The organism is Pseudoalteromonas phenolica (genome assembly GCF_005886345.1).
GTDB classification, from domain to species: domain Bacteria; phylum Pseudomonadota; class Gammaproteobacteria; order Enterobacterales; family Alteromonadaceae; genus Pseudoalteromonas; species Pseudoalteromonas phenolica_A.
Map to the genome: position 1 here is coordinate 29,792 of NZ_PNEC01000057.1, position 18,087 is coordinate 47,878.

16 protein-coding genes are annotated in these 18,087 nt (G+C 40.0%); 12 read left to right on the top strand and 4 right to left on the bottom strand.

Annotated features, from left to right (window positions below; genetic code table 11):
- The first annotated feature begins 68 nt into the window (after window positions 1-68).
- From CWB72_RS17835 to CWB72_RS17890, 12 genes are all read left to right on the top strand, one after another.
- A complete protein-coding gene (locus CWB72_RS17835) occupies window positions 69-1,298 on the top strand; it encodes a sensor histidine kinase (RefSeq protein ID WP_138634235.1) in 1,230 nt (409 codons plus the stop codon).
- On the top strand, window positions 1,295-1,822 hold the full coding sequence (locus CWB72_RS17840) for a response regulator transcription factor (RefSeq protein WP_138634238.1): 528 nt from the start codon (window positions 1,295-1,297) through the stop codon (window positions 1,820-1,822). Before CWB72_RS17835 ends, CWB72_RS17840 begins: the two co-directional genes overlap by 4 nt.
- Window positions 1,823-1,890: 68 nt before the next feature.
- On the top strand, window positions 1,891-2,295 hold the full coding sequence (locus tag CWB72_RS17845) for a DUF1761 domain-containing protein (RefSeq protein ID WP_130256243.1): 405 nt from the start codon (window positions 1,891-1,893) through the stop codon (window positions 2,293-2,295).
- A 209-nt stretch (window positions 2,296-2,504) separates the two neighbouring features.
- Complete coding sequence (locus CWB72_RS17850) at window positions 2,505-2,765, top strand: CBU_0592 family membrane protein (RefSeq protein WP_138634241.1); 261 nt, start codon at window positions 2,505-2,507, stop codon at window positions 2,763-2,765.
- A gap of 123 nt (window positions 2,766-2,888) precedes the next feature.
- Window positions 2,889-4,883 carry a TonB-dependent receptor plug domain-containing protein gene (locus CWB72_RS17855; RefSeq protein WP_138634244.1) on the top strand — a complete coding sequence of 665 codons (1,995 nt, stop codon included), beginning with the start codon at window positions 2,889-2,891 and terminating at the stop codon, window positions 4,881-4,883.
- A gap of 442 nt (window positions 4,884-5,325) precedes the next feature.
- Window positions 5,326-6,768, top strand: a complete 1,443-nt coding sequence (locus tag CWB72_RS17860; RefSeq protein WP_138634247.1) for an imelysin family protein — start codon at window positions 5,326-5,328, stop codon at window positions 6,766-6,768.
- A gap of 72 nt (window positions 6,769-6,840) precedes the next feature.
- Window positions 6,841-8,547 carry a di-heme oxidoredictase family protein gene (locus tag CWB72_RS17865; RefSeq protein WP_252371589.1) on the top strand — a complete coding sequence of 569 codons (1,707 nt, stop codon included), beginning with the start codon at window positions 6,841-6,843 and terminating at the stop codon, window positions 8,545-8,547.
- Window positions 8,544-9,950, top strand: coding sequence for a di-heme oxidoredictase family protein (locus tag CWB72_RS17870; RefSeq protein ID WP_138634250.1), 1,407 nt, complete (start codon window positions 8,544-8,546; stop codon window positions 9,948-9,950). The genes CWB72_RS17865 and CWB72_RS17870 overlap by 4 nt, the downstream gene beginning before the upstream one ends.
- 12 nt (window positions 9,951-9,962) lie before the next feature.
- The gene (locus CWB72_RS17875) at window positions 9,963-11,138 is read left to right on the top strand and encodes an imelysin family protein (protein ID WP_138634252.1); all 1,176 of its coding nucleotides are present in this window, start codon (window positions 9,963-9,965) and stop codon (window positions 11,136-11,138) included.
- Between the two features lie 12 nt (window positions 11,139-11,150).
- A complete protein-coding gene (locus CWB72_RS17880) occupies window positions 11,151-12,245 on the top strand; it encodes a DUF1513 domain-containing protein (protein ID WP_138634255.1) in 1,095 nt (364 codons plus the stop codon).
- Window positions 12,246-12,529: 284 nt separating this feature from the next.
- Window positions 12,530-13,978, top strand: coding sequence for an SLC13 family permease (locus tag CWB72_RS17885; protein WP_138634258.1), 1,449 nt, complete (start codon window positions 12,530-12,532; stop codon window positions 13,976-13,978).
- Between the two features lie 96 nt (window positions 13,979-14,074).
- Window positions 14,075-15,511, top strand: a complete 1,437-nt coding sequence (locus tag CWB72_RS17890; RefSeq protein WP_252371590.1) for a coniferyl aldehyde dehydrogenase — start codon at window positions 14,075-14,077, stop codon at window positions 15,509-15,511.
- Window positions 15,512-15,545: 34 nt separating this feature from the next.
- Here CWB72_RS17890 and CWB72_RS17895 read toward each other — a convergent pair whose 3' ends face one another.
- From CWB72_RS17895 to CWB72_RS17910, 4 genes are read right to left on the bottom strand one after another with little or no spacing between them, the layout of a single operon-like run.
- Window positions 15,546-16,271 (bottom strand): tetratricopeptide repeat protein, encoded by a 726-nt coding sequence (locus tag CWB72_RS17895; RefSeq protein WP_130256234.1) that lies wholly within the window; start codon window positions 16,269-16,271, stop codon window positions 15,546-15,548.
- Between the two features lie 60 nt (window positions 16,272-16,331).
- Entirely contained in the window at window positions 16,332-16,970 is a 639-nt protein-coding gene (locus tag CWB72_RS17900; RefSeq protein WP_138634261.1) for a flavin reductase family protein, read from the bottom strand.
- A 3-nt stretch (window positions 16,971-16,973) separates the two neighbouring features.
- Entirely contained in the window at window positions 16,974-17,720 is a 747-nt protein-coding gene (locus CWB72_RS17905) for an SDR family NAD(P)-dependent oxidoreductase (RefSeq protein ID WP_138634264.1), read from the bottom strand.
- Window positions 17,701-18,087 (bottom strand): thiol-disulfide oxidoreductase DCC family protein, encoded by a 387-nt coding sequence (locus CWB72_RS17910; RefSeq protein ID WP_138566622.1) that lies wholly within the window; start codon window positions 18,085-18,087, stop codon window positions 17,701-17,703. The genes CWB72_RS17905 and CWB72_RS17910 overlap by 20 nt, the downstream gene beginning before the upstream one ends.

Below are 18,087 nucleotides of genomic sequence, written 5' to 3' on the forward strand. Positions count from 1 at the left end.
GAGGTTTAGTTTTACCAGTTAAGCAGAGTCAGTTAAAGTGTTGCTCAAATTTTTTTTGAGCGTATTACATGATCAGCTTTTCGCCGCAATCAGCCATTGGTCGCTTATTATTACTTAGAACTATCGCCATTTTGATGCAATTGCTTTTGGTATTAGCTTCGGCATTTTGGTTTGATAAGTCCATTGAGCTATTACCAGTATTGACTGTTATTGCTATTGAGTCTTGCTTCCAATTGGTCAGTGTGTTCGCCTATAGAAAAACCAGTGAAGCAGCACCTTCGGGTATGATGCTGCAGTTGCTAGCCGATATCATGTTTATGACGATTCTACTGAGCTTGTCAGGTGGTGCGAGTAATGCGTTTGTGTCAATGCTGATTATTCCAATCGTCATTGCTGCTGTGACCTTGCCTAGCCAGTTTGTGATAATTATCTCTCTCTGTTCATTAGTCGCATATGGTTATTTATTTGTGACTATGGGGGGGCATCACATGCATCACATGGACATGGAGTTGCATTTTAAAGGCATGTGGGCAAATTTTGTATTAAGTGTATTTATTGTTGTTATGGTTGTCATGGCAATGGCGAAGCAACTAAGGGTTAAAGAGCAGTCTTTAGCTAAAGTAAGAGAGAAACAACTTAAAAATGAGCAGCTCATTGCGTTGGGGAGTGCCGCTGCGCAGGCAACTCATCAACTGGCAACACCACTTGGTAACATTAATTTATTGTTTGAAGAGTTGAAAGAAGACTATCCAGAACACCCCGCATTAGTAGATATGGGAAAAGCCATCACTACTTGTAAAGAGCAACTTGATTTGTTTAGAGCACAAACAGAAAAATTGAAATCTTCAGATAGTTTTGGTGTACAAAGCACACTGGCGATTTTAGAAGAACTTGAAACCTTGATGGCCTTACAATTCCCTGAACAGAGCTTAATTATGGACGAAGTAGTTGATACTTTCGTCAGTGATGACCCCATGCTGATCCCTGCTTTATTGAATGTACTCGCAAATGCCGCGCAGGCCAATATTAAAACCAATGCAAAAGAGATAGTTTTACAAAGTTCAATTGAAAAAGGCACTTGGGTGCTATCGATAATTGATCATGGTCCGGGGTTCGACCCTAAAAAGATGGAACGCTTGGGTCATACAATAGTAAAAAGTGAGTCGGGTCTTGGTATGGCGTTGGTTTTATCTCATGCATCAATAGAACGATTAAAAGGAACAATTAGATTAGAGAACCAGTGTAAATATGGTGCTAAAACAACCATCATTTTGCCGATTAAAGAAAATGAGTTATGAAATTACTTATCATTGAAGACGATGAAGCATTTGCAAGAACACTTGCTAGACGACTGCAAAAGCATGGATTTGATGGCCATGTTGAAAGCAACGAAGCGAATGTAATGCCTGCTATTGAAACAATTTCCCCTGATTTTGTGTTGCTAGATATGAAACTGCAGACTAAATCAGGGTTACATTTCATCGAACCGATTAAGGCATACAAACCAAGTATCAAACTTGTGTTGTTAACTGGGTTTGCGAGTATCGCCACGGCTGTTGAAGCGGTTAAACTGGGCGCTGATGATTATTTAACTAAACCTGCTGATACTTTGTTGATAGTTCAAACCTTGTTAGGGTCAGAAGGCGTTCAAAAAACTGAATTGCAATCAGAGCCGAGAATGTCAGCAGAGCGATTAGAATGGGAACATATTCAACAGGTGCTAAAAGCCAACAATGGCAATGTGTCTGAAACGGCAAGACAGCTAAACATGCATAGAAGAACACTACAACGTAAACTTCAGAAAAAGCCTGTCCAAAAATAGTCAATAATTGCGAGTTTGAAGTTTATTAACTAGATTTGAAATTACGAATGGTTTGATGCTTCATTATTATGCAGTTGGCAGAACTTAATTATTGGGCAATTTTACTTGCCGCGTTATCTTCTTTTATGCTGGGAGGTTTATGGTACTCCCCGGTGTTATTTGGTAAAACTTGGTTAGAGGGCTGTGGGTTAACTGAGCTTGATTTACAAAACAGCGATCCAAAATTAATCTATGGTTTAGCATTTATATTGTCATTGCTGGCTGCGTTTGTCTTGGCGTTAATATTAGGGCCAGATCCTAACATCACACAATCAATAACTATTGGCGCTGCGGTTGGCATTGGTTTAGCGTCAAGCTCATTGGGTATTTCATACATATTCGAGCAAAGGCCACTAAGTTTGTTTTTAGTTAATGGGGGTTACCATACCTTCCAGTTTATTCTTATGGCAGTGATACTGAGTGTTACTGGCTAATAAATAAAATCTTTCAATACTTATTTACAGGGCGGACATTTGCCCTGTTTTCATTTTGCTTCCTCATTTAGTTTAGATACGTTTTGCTGTTTCAATGAGTGAAAGTAGCCCTTCCCATGGAGTGGGCCAGTATTTTCGGGTTAACTAATCTTATATTGCTTCAAACAGTTCTGATGAGGAATGGTAGCAATTGATAGTGGATACAAAACGTGATTGATATTCTTTTTGATGTCATTGGTATGACAGGAACGGCGCTTGTGGTTGGCGCTTTTTTTATGCTTCAACTTGGTAAGGCGGAGCCCACCGGTATTGTTTATAACTTAATGAATTTAAGTGGCGCAATATTATTACTCATTAGTCTTTGTTACAACTTCAACTTAGCAAGTTTCGTCATTGAGTTATTCTGGATTGCTGCATCTTTAATCGGTTTATATAATTACTTTAAGGAAAAGCGCACTCAATTGGCCTAAAAAAGGCAAAATAAAATTTAAAACTTGCACAGACTGTTAACATTAGTATTATTAATACTATGTTGATGGGCTGTGCATGTAATTGTGCTTAGTTGCTTTATCTCTGAAAAATTGAGCTAAGCTATGAAAATAATAATACCAACCTTCTCATTCTTATCATTGCTATTCACAGGAACGGTATTTTCTAGTAATGAAACAGAAGAAGATTTATTTGATCTGTCTTTTGAGCAGCTTCTTGACGTTAATATTTCTCTCGCAACAAAAACCGATGAAACGCGCTCATCTGTTCCTTCTAGTATCACCGTTTTTAATCAACAGCATATCTCTTTGCTTGGTGTATCAAATGCCTATGAGTTAATGAATTTTGTGCCTGGTTTTCAGTCAACACGAGGTGATTGGGTGGGTGCTGTGCCTAAAGAACATACTCGAGGCATTTATCTTGATAGTGGTAATGTCCTTGTGATGATAAATGGCCAAAGGCTTAATGAGCCTTCTTTTGGCAAAGCGTCTGTTTACATGCCATTTATTCCAATTGAAATGATTGAACGAGTTGAATTCATACGTGGTCCAGGATCTGCGCTATATGGCAGTAATGCATTCTTAGGTGTGATGAATGTTGTTACTACAGACTCACGGTCTCAGGTAAGTGCCTCAATTGGCGAGCATGGAGAAGTTCAGGCTGGGCTATCGTTTAACAAGCAAATTGACGATGACTTAAAACTTTACAGTAACTTATCCTTTAATCGAAGAGATGGTGAAAATTACGAATTTGGCGTTAAAGATCCCATGGAAGCCTATTTCTTAGAGTTTGGGGCTCATTGGCAAGATTTGCATGTTAGCATTAGACAAAATGCGACTCAGTTAGATGAGTTTATAAATTTAGCTGGTACTTCTAAGGGCAATCATCATCATAGTGAAAACACCGCTTTCAATGCGAAATATGAATGGCTAGATGAAGAGGATTTGTGGTTAACTTCATCGCTCGATTACATAAGGCATGAAATTGAAAGCCGCGGTTTAATAGCATCTGCAGACGGAACTGGCTTAGTCGGTGACTTCTTTGTCGGTCCTGCTTGGTCGACAAAAGATATTACTTTGAAAGTAGATGGCAGCTATATTTTTAGCCCTGAATTACAAGTGAATTTTGGCCTAGAGTACTCCGAAGAAGAACAGTTCAAAGCGGGTGTCTTTACCAGTTATTATGACTATGAACGCGGAGATACCATTGTTGCAAATGAATTCTTTTTAGGTGAAGCAAGAGTTATTGATACGCATCCACCGTTTAAAAGTTTATTGGCGTCTTTTGACTCTTACGCCACGTACTCTCAAGCAAAATATAAAGCATCAGAAAAATTAACAATGTTTGTAGGTGCGCGTTTTGATGAAGTTAAAGGTATAGATAGCAAGTTGTCTCCAAGACTGGCCTTTATATATGATTTGAATCAACATCATACCTTGAAGCTTCAATATGGTGAGTCATTTAGAACACCTGTTAGTAATGAGCTTTACTCAAATGATGATGTAACGGTCGGCAATACCGATTTAACTTCTGAGTATGTAAAAACGACAGAATTAGTATGGCATGCGCAGCATGATGATTGGCAAATTGATGTTGTTTTATTTAATAACGATCTAAAGGATTTCATTAATTTAGTACCCACAGATCAAGCTCAAACGCGCTATACATTTGACAATGTGTTCGAAGCGACTATGCAGGGTTTAGAAATTAATAGTAATTTCAATTTAAGTGAAAACACTTGGTTCGAAGCTGGCTTTACCCAATTATTTGATGAGCCAATTAACCCGAGTTTTAAACGTTTTGCTGCAGCCGCTTTAACTCATCAGCTTAACAGTGTTCAAGTTAGCTTAAACTCAATCTGGCGTGATGATGTATTTGTAGAGTCCCCTGACAAAACAGTATCTGATGATTTTAAACAATCAGATTATTTTTTAATTGGCTTTACAGCAAACTGGAGTATTGATGAGTCTAAATCCCTCATATTAAAGGCACAAAATTTACTTGATAAACAGTATAAAGTGTTTGATCCTCGTATGCCTGATGGCAATGTGCCTAGCCAATCAAGAAAATTATTGCTGCAATATAGAGAATCTTTTTAAAAAACACCTCTTAACTTAAGCAAAGACGCCTATCAGATTAGATAGGTGTTTTTGTGCTGCCTACGGTAATATCAATCTGCAATAACACTTAATCATTTTGAGAGATTAAAGCGGTCACTAAATTCGTTAATTTTTATTATTTTTAACGGCCAAAGAGCATACATTAAATTCATTTTCGACAAGTATTTATTACCTCAAAATAGATTGCATGCGCAATAGAACTGCAATGAGAGAGCAGGTTTTAACCTTTCAATCTTCTCGAATAACAACCCTTAGTATTTTTCATTTAATAACTGAAGTTAAAAAGATTCACTCATATTTGATTTAACTCAAAAACAAATAATTCAGGTAATGCAAATAAAAATAATTCTTGAATGCATTAATTTTAATCGTTAATATTTGCTGGATAATAAACTATAAACTGATAATTAAAGGGATAAGAGTGAAAAACTTTAAGAAATTTGCGCTTACGCTAGTTTGTACAGCAGTATTAGCTGCATGTAATGGTGATGATGGTAAAGACGGCGCTGCAGGTACAGCAGGTGCAGCTGGTCCTCAAGGGGAGCAAGGTGTTGCAGGTCAAAATGGTGTTGCAAATTATGTAACAGCTGAAGATGTTGTTAAAACCAATGCACAGCATGCCTATGCTGTTTTTGCAGACTCTCTGATTGCAGCAAAAACAATGCAAAAAGCGATTGATGAATTTGTTGCTGATCCGACAGAAGCAAACTTCACTGCTGCAAAACAAGCTTGGCTTTTTGCACGTGAACCATATGGTCAAACTGAAGTTTACCGTTTCCGTGAAGGCCCAATCGACGCACTTACAGAAGTTGATGGTCAACCAGCATTAGTTGATGGCGAAGGCCCAGAAGGCGCAATTAATGCTTGGCCTTTAGCTGAAGCGTTGATCGACTACACGATTGATATGGACGGTCATCAGGCGCGTGGTACTGCTGCGGTTTATCAAGCCGGTGGTAACATTATTTCAGATCAAGAAAGCTTCCCAGAAATTACAAAGCAGCTATTACAAGATAAATTTGAATTAGATGGTGAAGAAGCCAATGTAACGTCAGGTTATCATGCAATCGAATTCTTATTGTGGGGTCAAGATTTAAACCAAGACCTTACTTATACCTCAACGCGTGATTACACTGCAGGTCACCGTAAAGCTTCTGATTTTTATACTGTTGACAATATGCCAACAGATTCAAATGGTGAAACTTGTACATCTGGCGAGCAAGGTGCAATTGACGAAATTTGTACGCGTCGTGGTCAATACTTAAAAGTAGCCGCTGAGCTATTAGTTGATGACCTGCAAGCAGTGACTGAAGCGTGGACTCCTGGCACAGGCTTCCATTATTTAGAATATGTAAAACCTGAAAATGCAAAGAAAAACTTAGGTGCAATGCTTGAGAGTATGGGACGTTTGAGCTTCGGTGAACTTGCTGGTGAACGTATGAGTATTGCTGTTCGCACCGATAGTCAAGAAGACGAACACTCGTGTTTTTCAGATAACACACACCGTGATATTTACCTTAATGCCAAAGGTGTTCAAAACCATTATTTAGGCAAATATACACGTATTAATGGTGAAGAGTTAGTAGGCGCAAGTATCCATGACTTATTAGTAAAAGAGGGGAAGCCTGAGCTTGCTAACGAACTGCGCGCTGCCCTTGAAGCGTCAATGGCAAGTGCCTCGGTTATTGATACGAATGCCAAGCTAGGTGTATCTTTTGACGTTCAAATTCAAAATGAAGATCGTAAAAAAGAAGTGTATGCGACTATCTCTGCACTTGCTACACAAACAGATCTGATCCAAAAAGCCATCGATGAGCTTGGCGTTTCAGCTGAAGACTTAAAACAAGATACAGAAGAAGATATCTAACTTGGTATGGCTGGCCTTTGGGTCGGCCTTTTCAGTTTCTGGTTACAGTAGTAAGCAGTTCAGGGGCACTGAATGAATAATAAAAAATCAATGCTAGCTTTAATCATCGCGCTTATTTCTCTGCAAGGCTGCGGTGGTGGAAGTAACACACAAGATACAAACTCTCCAACAAATTCAAACAATAATGGCGACAATACTTCCGAAGGCAATCAAGGCAGTAAAGATAATCTGGCTTTTCCTGCTCTCACCTTAAATGATGGCCTACCTGACTTACTCAAAGATACACCTGACGAGTTTGAGCATTTAGCAGCAGGGGAAGCATCGGTTAATACGTTTAATGAAGATGCATTTAGCCAAGCGCTACCTGCAATCGTTGATACGCCTAGTCTTGATGCCGTTTTCAAAGCGGGCGACCATGTTTTTCGCTCCAATCATGATGGGCAAGGCCCTATTTTCAATAACACCACTTGCCAAGGGTGTCATATCAAAGATGGTAGAGGCGTTGTTCCTAAATCTGCCAATGAGCCGATGATTAGCATGTTTTTGAGAGTCGGTGATAGTAAGGGCAATGTAGACCCGGTTTATGGCGAACAAATTCAAGTTTTTGGCACCATAGATGGTCAAAAGGATGTATTAGCAAAACACAATGGAGCCATAGAAGAAGGGCTGGCTTATGGCGAGGCATACACTTGGGTCGAATATGAAGCAGTAACGGGTCAATTCGCAGATGGCGAAACTTACTCCTTAAGGAAACCGATTTATAAAGTAAAAGACCTTGCTTATGGTGAGTTTAATAAAGATGTGCAGTTTTCTGCCCGTGTATCCACCCATGTTTATGGCTCAGGTTTATTAGAGAGTATTCCAGCACAAAGTATTTTAGCTTATGCCGATCCTGATGATACCAACAATGATGGTATATCTGGTAAAGCTGCCTATACAACTCACCCGATCAATAATGAAAAGATGCTTGCACGTTTCGGCCAAAAAGCGGTAACAGCATCTGTATTACAACAAATTTCAGGCGCATACCGAGGTGATATGGGGGTGACGAATACGGTTTCAACAGGTGAGCCTTGTACAGAAGCTCAATCTGCCTGCCTTGTTCAAGCTGAAAAAGAGCAAAACAAGCACCACGATGGTGTTGATTTAAATAACGTCGATTTGGCTCAAGTCGAGTTTTATAACCGCACATTAGCAGTACCAAATCGCCGTGGTTTTGATACTGAGAATAATCTTTGGAATGATGATGTATTAAAAGGTAGAAGCCAGTTTTTTGCTGCAAATTGCCACAGTTGTCATGTGCCAAGATACAAAACAGGTGAGGCGAAAGGGAGCTTACTTGGTGATGTAGATTTAGTGCAAGTATCTACAGACACACGAACCAACATTTCAGCTTTACAAAATTTAGTGATTTATCCATATACCGATTTACTTCTCCATGACATGGGCGGCAGTTGCAAAGTAACTCGTGAGTTGGCAAGTGGTGAAGCGTGTGACAGCGGTGCAAGTTGCTATTACGTGCAGCGCTGTGAGGGGCTTGCTGATGGCCGCCCTGAAGGTGATGCATCTGGCACTGAATGGAAAACGCCAGCTTTATGGGGGTTGGGTTTAGTGCAAACGGTAACGCCAAAAGCAACATTTTTGCATGATGGTCGTGCACGCACTTTATCAGAAGCGATCCTTTGGCATGGCGGTGAAGCCGAATCAGCAAAGCAAGTTTATTTAAATATGGATAAACCAGCACGTGAAGCGCTATTGGCTTTCTTGAATTCACTATGATGTTAAATCTACAAAAAAGCAGTTTGTTAGCTGCCACTCTTATTTGTTGGTCGATGTTTGTCAATGCATCAGGATCAAACGAGCAAGCAGCTAAGCCTGGCGGAGACGCAACAGGGCGATTGAATTATCGCTCTTTTATTGAACCCGCTAAAAATATACCTCGCATGGAGCAATTGGATTTTTGGGATGGCTTTTCTTTTTTTCGAGATCCTTGGGTAGCTTCACCCTCAATTACCAGAGACAGAGACGGACTTGGGCCGCTGTTTAACGCCCGCTCATGCAAAACTTGCCATGCCGATGGTGGACGAGGCAGGCCATCAAAACATGGAGAGATAGCAGAGCCTGCATTGCTGTTTAGGTTTTTACAGGCAAATGCAAGCAAAGGAGATAGCAGATATGGCGGTCAACTTCAGCCTCTGGCAATTCGTTTGTCTCATGAGAAGCTTACTAAGCCTGTTCAAGGTGAAGCACAAGTACGCGTATTTTATGAAGAAATAACAGGGCGCTACGATGACGGTGAAACTTATACGCTAAGAAAGCCTCGTTACGAAATTGAAAATCTCGCCTATGGACCACTTGATAAAGGCACTTATCTATCTGCCCGCTATGCACCAGCTGTATATGGTATGGGCTTACTGGATGCAATTCAGGAGACAGATTTACTGAACCTTGAAGATATTAACGACGCTAACAATGATGGTATCAGCGGTAAATATAATCAGGTTATAGATGAAGTAAGTGGTGAAAAGCACATAGGTCGGTTTGGCTTTAAGGGCTTACATAGCTCACTAGAGCAACAAGTGGCAGGTGCGTTTGTCAATGATATTGGTATTACTAATCCTATCTTTAAGGATGAAACCTGTTTAGTTCACCAAGTCGCTTGTAAACAAGCTGCAAGTGTCGACCCTGAACATGTGCTAGACATTCCAAAAAAACTACATGATTTAACCGTGTATATGAGTCAACTAATTGCTCCCCCTCCTGCAAGGGATTTACAAAGTAGTAAGTCAAAGCAAGGGCAAACTCTATTTTACAAATTGCAGTGCCAGCAATGTCATACCCCTAGTTTTACTACAGATACCTCTTACCAGGTAAAAGCGTTAGCAGGGCAAACTATTTGGCCTTATACCGATTTAGCTTTGCATGATATGGGCGAAGGTTTAGCAGATAAAGGCATTGAAAACCTTGCATTAGGGAGTGAGTGGCGTACCCCACCTCTTTGGGGGATAGGTTTACAGCGTAGAGTTCAGGGCTTTTCTGCATTTTTACACGATGGTCGTGCACGCACGATTGAAGAAGCGGTGCTTTGGCATGGCGGTGAAGCTCAGCCGCATCAACGAAAATTCAAATCATTAACGAAGCAGCAACGAGCAGCGCTGTTGTACTTCTTAAATCAAATTTAATTCGGATAAACAATGAAAACAATCAATACTTTAATGCCAACAACAATTGCAGTCGTGCTAAGCCTTTTATTATCAGGTTGTGGAGGTGGCGGCTCTAACGAGCAAACACCTACGACGTCGCCAACAACAGATCAGGGAAGTGGGTCAACAGATAACTCTAATAGTTTGACTGAAGAACAAGCACTTGAAAAAATAACATCCGTATTAGTTGATGATGTGATCTTACCGAGTTATCAACTTATGCTGACCGAAAGCGAAGACCTGCAAAATACAACAAGTGAAGTGTGTGAGAAATCAGAATTTACAGAAGCAGATTTAACCCGCTTGCAAACTGCTTGGAGCAAAGCTAATAGTGCTTGGCAGGTAGCACGTACCATTAAGTTTGGGCCTATATCAGACACCTATATTTACTCACAAATTCAATATATGCCAATTGAGGCAACTAAATTAGCCAATGATGTTGAATCGATTTTGATTGAGGGTGAAACATTTACAGATGGGTTTCCAAGTTCAAAACACCAACTCCAAGGTTTGCCTGCATTTGAATATGTTGTTTTTAATCAAGATGAAGCTAATGCATTTCTTTCATCTCAAAACCAAGGGCAACGCTGCGCCTATTTAAATGTGATCGCAAGTAATACTGTAACACTGATGGATGAAGTCCTTACACAGTGGCAAGGTGAGTACGGCGAACAATTCAAGGCTGGAACTGGGAGTTTTAGCGGGCATAAAGGTGCAATCGAAAAGTATTTAACTTTTTGGTTTGAATACCTGGAAATTATTAATGATGAAAAACTAAAAGCGACACTAGATACATCATTACCTGGTAACCCAGAATTATTAGAAAGTCCTTTTGCACATGTTTCAGTGAATAACATTAAAACTAACATCACCGCTTTAGAGCAACAGTTTAATGGTGCAACTAAGTTTGGTTTTGATGATTTATTAATTGAGTTACATGACCGAGAAGACGTTAAAAATGAAATTACATTACACTTCAAAGCGGTTCATTCGGCCCTTGTTGCACTCGAAAACGCAACTCTAGCTGATTTAATCGCAACTGAGACAGGCAGAGAAAAACTGACAGCTGTTCGTACTTCGATCACAGAGCTGCGTGCGCTTATGGCTTCTGATTTTGTGCAAGTAACCGACTTAGCACCTGGTTTTAACACCAACGATGGGGACTAATAAGGTGACGATATGAATCGACGTAGTTTTATTAAGGGCACAGTCGCATTAAGTGCATGTTCGACTCTTATGCCATGGTTGTCGGCGTGTACTGTATCGGCGAAAACCGTGTTTGCTAGTGCGTTTACAGATAAAGCAAACCGACATTTTGTTGGTTGGTTTGACGAGCAAGGTCAACTATATGGGCGCGTTGAGATCTATGAGCGCGCCCACGATTTAGCGTATATTAAATCGCAAAATAGGATAATCGCATTTGCTAGGAGACCTGGCGTTAAGTTGCACGTCATTGATGTCGCATCGAAGTTAGTAGTTCAAGAGATTAATGCCCAGCCTCAGCATCACTTTTTTGGGCATGGTGTATTAAATGCTGATCAAAGTTTATTGTTCACCTCAGAAAACTACTTCGATGAACATATGACAGAGCGAGATGGTTTAATCACCGTTCGAGATACCAAAGGCTTTTCTATTGTTGGGCAATTTTCAAGCCATGGCGTAGGACCACATCAACTAGCCCTGTTAAGTGACAATCAAACTTTAGTGATTGCTAATGGTGGCATTCATACTCATCCTGCTAAATCGAGAGAAAAGCTAAACCTAGACACCATGCAACCGAACTTAAGCTATATTAATACGCTTAATGGTGAACTTGTTGCTAAGCATCAGCTACGCGACAAGCATTTAAGTATTAGACACTTGTGTGTGGCTAATGATGATACCGTTTACTTTGGTTGTCAGTACCAAGGTGCTGTATATCAGGTGAATCCGCTTATTTATGGTCATAGAATAGGTGAGCAGCTCCAGCCGATGCAAGCAACTAATAATGAATGGATGCGTTTTAAACAGTACATTGCGAGCCTTTCGGTTAATGATCAAAATGAGCTGGCTGTCACTTCTCCTCGCGGGGGCGTGGTGAGTATTTGGGATAGAAGCACACGAGAATTAAAGTCTTTATTAACGCTGGATGATACAGCTGGCGTTGCGAGTAGCAAAACTACATTTATCGCAACAACAGGACGGGGTAACTTAGTTGGTGTAGGCAAAGCGTTAAATGCGATTAATCAACATCAGATCCGGTGGGATAATCACTTGATCAGTTTTATGGCTTAAATTTCTATAAAGCTTAAAATTTCATTTTAAACACAGTTAAAATTTGCTGCGTTTTCAGTTATTAACGACTGAAAGCGCATTTTCTCTTTTAGAGCTCTCTTTTTTAGAGTTGCATCTTGTCGTTCAAAACCCTCTCATTCATACTCACTCCTTAATTACTAAGTAATCTGCACGCTAAATAGTAAATTTATCTCTAGCGGTTACTTTCAATACAAACGGTATTGAGTGTAGTTGCAAAAAGGGCAGAAGCCAAAACAACGAAAATAATAAAGTAATGTACGGATATGATTTCAGATAACAATAAAACACTTTTCCACTATTTTTATTTATTACTCGGACCAGCCATTTTCTTATCAACCTTTTTAATTGATACGCCATATGGTATGACTGAGGTCGCTTGGAAAACCGCAGGTTTAGCACTGTGGTTGGGTGTGTGGTGGGTGAGTGAGGTTGTGCCTATTCCTGTAACCTCATTAGTGCCGATCATTGCTGTGCCATTGGCGGGTATTAACGATATAAAATCAGTCACGAGTGTGTACTCTCATCCGCTAATTTTTCTATTTTTAGGCGGTTTTTTAATTTCTATTGCGATGGAAAAGTGGCATTTACATAAACGAATTGCCCTGATCACCATGCTGAAAAGTGGTAATAATCCAAAATTCCAGATCTTGGCCATGATGATGGTCAGTGGCTTTTTATCAATGTGGATCAATAATACAGCAACAACCCTAATGATGTTGCCGATTGCCTTGTCAGTTATCTACGTTTTACGAGAAAACAATAGTAGTTGTGATAATTACGGTAAGGCGCTGCTATTGGCAATTGCTTACAGTGCGAGTATAGGTGGAGTGGGGACCATCATAGGGACTGCGCCAAATGCACTGATGGCTGCTTACCTGTGGGAAAATCATCAAATCAAAATAGGCTTTGTTCAGTGGATGATGTTCGCTGTGCCATTCGTCTTTACCATGATTGTCACTTGTTGGTATTGGTTGACTCGATTTGCTTTCAACGTAAAACAAGTTGGCAATAATGCCAAGCTAAACACGCTGTTTCAAAAACAAGTAGATGATCTGGGCAGCATGACACTTGCCGAGAAGAACGTTCTGTTTGTGTTTGTTTTTGCTGCTGTGAGCTGGGTGTTGAGACCTTATTTAACAACTTGGACAGGATTAAATATCACTGATACGGGTATAGCCATCATTGCGGCGTTACTTCTTTTTGTTTTGCCTGCAAAGAAAGATAATAAGACTAAGGTGATGGACTGGGAGGCAGCACAAGCTGTGCCTTGGGGGATATTACTTTTATTCGGTGGTGGTCTTGCGCTTGCTGCACAAATTAAAAGCTCTGGCCTAGCGCAATATATTGCGGATATGCTGGCTGGCGCATCAGCTATCCCTCTAATTTTAGGTGTGTTAGTGGTCGCGACATTAATTTGTTTTTTAACTGAGATCACATCTAATACCGCCACAGCCGCAGGATTCTTGCCGTTACTTGGTCCTGTTGCAGAGCAAATTGCAGGCACACCACTGATTTGGGTGATACCAGCAGCAATTTCTGCAAGTTGCGCATTTATGATGCCAGTTGCAACACCGCCAAATGCCATTGTATTTGGTTCCGGCGAGATAAAGATAAAAGACATGGTAAAAGCCGGCTTTATGATGAATATCATTGCAGTATTGCTTATAACCTTGTTAACTATAACCCTCGGTTCTTGGGTATTTGGTTACTAAATATAAATATTTTATCCTCTATCAATCGTCACAGTTATAACGTTTTAGAGCTTGTTCTGTTCAGGTGTATAACTTAAACATATTTGGGTATATAGTGTGTTTACCCAAATACCGATAAATGAGCATGTTGTGCAATACGAGATAGATCCCCAACTGACAAAGCAACTTGAATCTCTCAAAGTTGCTTTTATGCATCATCCTAATTCATCCGTAGATACACGCATTTCTTTATTAAAGAAAATAAGAACTCAGCTTGTTACAGCCGAGCATGACTTTATTGCAGCCTCTAACAAAGACTTTGGAAATCGCTGCACGTTTGATACACAAATGGCGGACTTTATGCCTGTGATTGGCGGGCTTGATCATATTATTAAGCATCTCAAATCTTGGCTTAAGCCCAGTAAACGCAAAGTAGGTATCCAGTTTGTGCCTTCACAAGCCCATGTTGAATATGTGCCAAAAGGTGTTGTGGGTGTTATCTCTCCTTGGAATTACCCGATACAGCTAGCTCTGATGCCGGTACTCACTGCCTTGGCGGCGGGTAACAAAGTCATGTTAAAACTCAGTGAATATACGCCTGCAACGAATCAAGTTATAAAAAGTGTATTAGAGCCTTTTTCAGATCATTGCTGTGTTATGGAAGGGGGCCCAGCTGTTGCAAAAAGCTTCAGTGCCATCCCCTTTGATCATTTGTTTTTTACAGGAAGCACTGAGATTGGCAAGCATGTGATGCGTGCCGCCGCAAATAATTTAGTGCCAGTTACCTTAGAGCTAGGTGGTAAGTCTCCAATTATCGTGATGGACGATGCAGACATCAAACACGCGGCTAAAAGTATTGTTTTTGGTAAAACCGCCAATGCAGGACAGATCTGCGTTGCACCTGATTATTTGCTTGTTCATGAAAAATGTAAGGGCGAGTTAATTTCTGAGATTAAAAAGCATTACAAAAAACAATTTAAATTAGGTGCAAACTCAGACAATTTAACCTCAATTATTAATCAGCAACAGTATGAGCGGTTGATTGAATTAATTGGAGATGCACTACATAACGGCGCTGAGGTTTGGAGCGAACCGCATAGCGAAAATAATGAAACTCGAAAACTAGGCTTACATCTCATTGATAATGCTTTAGATAAAGCTCGGGTACATAGTGAAGAGATTTTTGGTCCACTCTTACCAATAAAAACCGTATCTAGTTTTGATGAGGCTTTAAAGGGTATAAAAGAAAACCCCAATCCACTCGCGTCGTATTTATTTACAGAAGATAAGACAATCATTAAGCGTGCTGAGCGAGAACTACAGTGTGGCGGATTAGTGATAAATGATGTACTACTTCATGTAGCCGTTGAAGATTTACCTTTTGGTGGTGTAGGTACGTCTGGTATGGGACAGTATCACGGTAAAGAAGGCGTTTTGACTTTCAGTCATGCTAAAAGTGTTTTTAAAAGCGGCAGTTTAGGTAAACTAAGAATGCGACTGCTACTGTCACGGTCGAAACTACTTACTTGGTTTGTAAAAACCTTGCAGAAATAATGTAGACATAAAAAAGCGCCTTAGCGCTTTTTTATTAATCAATTTTAGAACCTGGAAAATAGGTTTTTTCTTGGATACGCCAATACAGCTTGTTGGCTTTTTCAATCGCTTTTTCAACCTGAGAAGGAGAAAGCTGTTGTTCATCAAGCTCTCGGCTTTTCATCGCTTGGCGATTGCCATTATATTCAGCCAATGTATTCCAGATAAATGACTTTTCGATGTTTTTCTCAACACCTAAACCTTCATAGTACATTAAGGCAAGGTTAAACATTGCCAAAGTGTAGTTGCTCGCAGCGGCCTTTTCGTACCAGTCCATCGCGACGGCGTAGTCTTTTAACACGCCATCACCATTGGTATACATAACCCCTAGGTTAAATTGTGCGGCAGCAAGATTTTTGTTTGCAGCCTGAGTGAACAACTCAATAGCACGCTGCTTATCTTGTTTCACGCCACGACCTTCTTCATGCATGACCGCCAATGAAAACATAGCATCAGCACTACCCAGTTTTACAGCTTTTTGAAATAACTCTGCTGCTTTACGTGGGTTCTTAATAACGCCATAACCGCCTTCATGTAATTTAGCTAACTCATAAACGCCAGGGGCATAATTCATATCAGATAAATACTGAAATTCCTGTAAAGCCCTTTCAAAATCACCTGCATTTGCAGCTTCGATGCCTTCTTCTAATCCTGCAGTTGCAGTAAAACACACGCTCATTAAGCCGACGAGTGCAAACTTCTTTAAGTTATTACGCCACATGGTTATTCTCTTTGATGGTCGGTTTTTTGAGTTTAAAGCAACCTTAAGAAAAAACAAACTTTAAAGTGTAACTAAAGGCTTAGGCTTTGAATCAGGTTTAGCGTAGCTTAAACGATTGATCTTGCTTGTAGTGTGATAACTGTCCAATCCAGTTATCGCGACGGTATTTGCCGCTTCAATGTCGATAAAACCATCAGCTTGTATGACCGAGTCAGGGCAGTGCAGCGCAATTAATTCACCAATGACTAAGTGAGTTTGGTTCAACTCAATTACTTGCTCACTGACAAGTTTTAGACCCATTTTAATATCTGACTCTTTAACGAACGGCGCTTTGAAGTCATTCAAATATTCTGCTGTTAGACCTGTTTCAGTAAATTCTGATTGTTCTTTTTCGTAACGAGCTGACGTTTGGTGCGCTTGTGTGACTATATCTCCGTTCACATGATTTAGTGTATAGAAACCCGTTTCTAATAGGTTTTCAAAAGAATGTCTTGGTACTGAATGTGGGCGAATGATCATACCAAATAAAGCTGGATTAGCGCCTAAGTGAAAAACAGAGCTGACAATAGATAGGTTTTCCTGACCATTTGTATCAACCGTGCCTAATAAGTTTGCACTTTTGAAACCTGACAAACTATTTATCAAATGAGCACGATATCTTTGTTCTAATTCATTGAGAGATTGGGTATTAAAAAACATGATTCACCATTGTATAGACTGGCCTTGCCAGTCGAGATAATTAATTAAATCGTTACTATTCGATTCAACGATTTGGTTATATAAGCACTCGGCAACAAACTCGGGTTTAAATAACTTGCCAGCCGGTACATTTTTTTGAAAAGGTTTCGACAGGGGAGTATCTGTGGTACCCGGGTGGAAAAGTAAAACTGTACTTTGAGGGCTTTGACGTTTTAGTTCAATCGCAAAACTTTTCATCATCATATTAAGTGCTGATTTTGAGCTTCGATAGCTGTACCAACCACCTAAGCCGTTATCTTCGATACTGCCAACACGGGCTGATAGTGCAGTGACAACACAGTTATCTTGGCGCTTGAGCAATTTAACGAGATGCTTAAGCCAAAGCATGGGAGTGATAACATTCGAATTGAAAAGAGATTGTGCGTAAGCTGGGTCAAATTGTCGTATGCTCTTTTCTGGGCCATGTAAGTCTGAATGTAATTGACCATTAAAAAATGTGATGGTTTTTATTCTTACACTTTCTGATGAGTAAGCGGTTTGAAAAGTCGAGACTGAGTCAGAAATCGATTCATCAGAGTAGTTCGTGGTGAAGTGATGAATGTTTTCAGAGTCAAAATTTAATGTATTCTGACTAAAACTCACCACTAAGTCATCAGGATTTTGCTCGGTAAGTCTATTAATAAAAGCTGTAGCAATTTTACTGCTCGCACCGATAACAATATGTAGTGATTTATCTTTGGCATTGTCCATTATTACACTCGTCTTTTACTAAAAAGCGTGAAATCTTCAATCTATGTTTGGCAAAAAATAAATAGCCTTTATCGGCGAACCACTTTATTGGTTGCACTCTTAGAAGTCTTAACCAAGGATATTTCCCAACAGTTTGCCAAGCTTGTACGTTTGCATCTAAGCCTAACAATAATCTGCCATCATCAGAGTAACCATGTAATATTTTCAGCGTGTCCGATTTGGTTATGTTTGGATAAAGTCGTTTGAAATCGAGTTCATGAATATCATGTACGTTAATCAAAGTGAGCTTGTTTTCAAGGTCGAAATGCTTAAGCTTTCTCATTTCTTTGGCACATAAAGGACACTGCCCGTCATAGAGTAGTTGCAT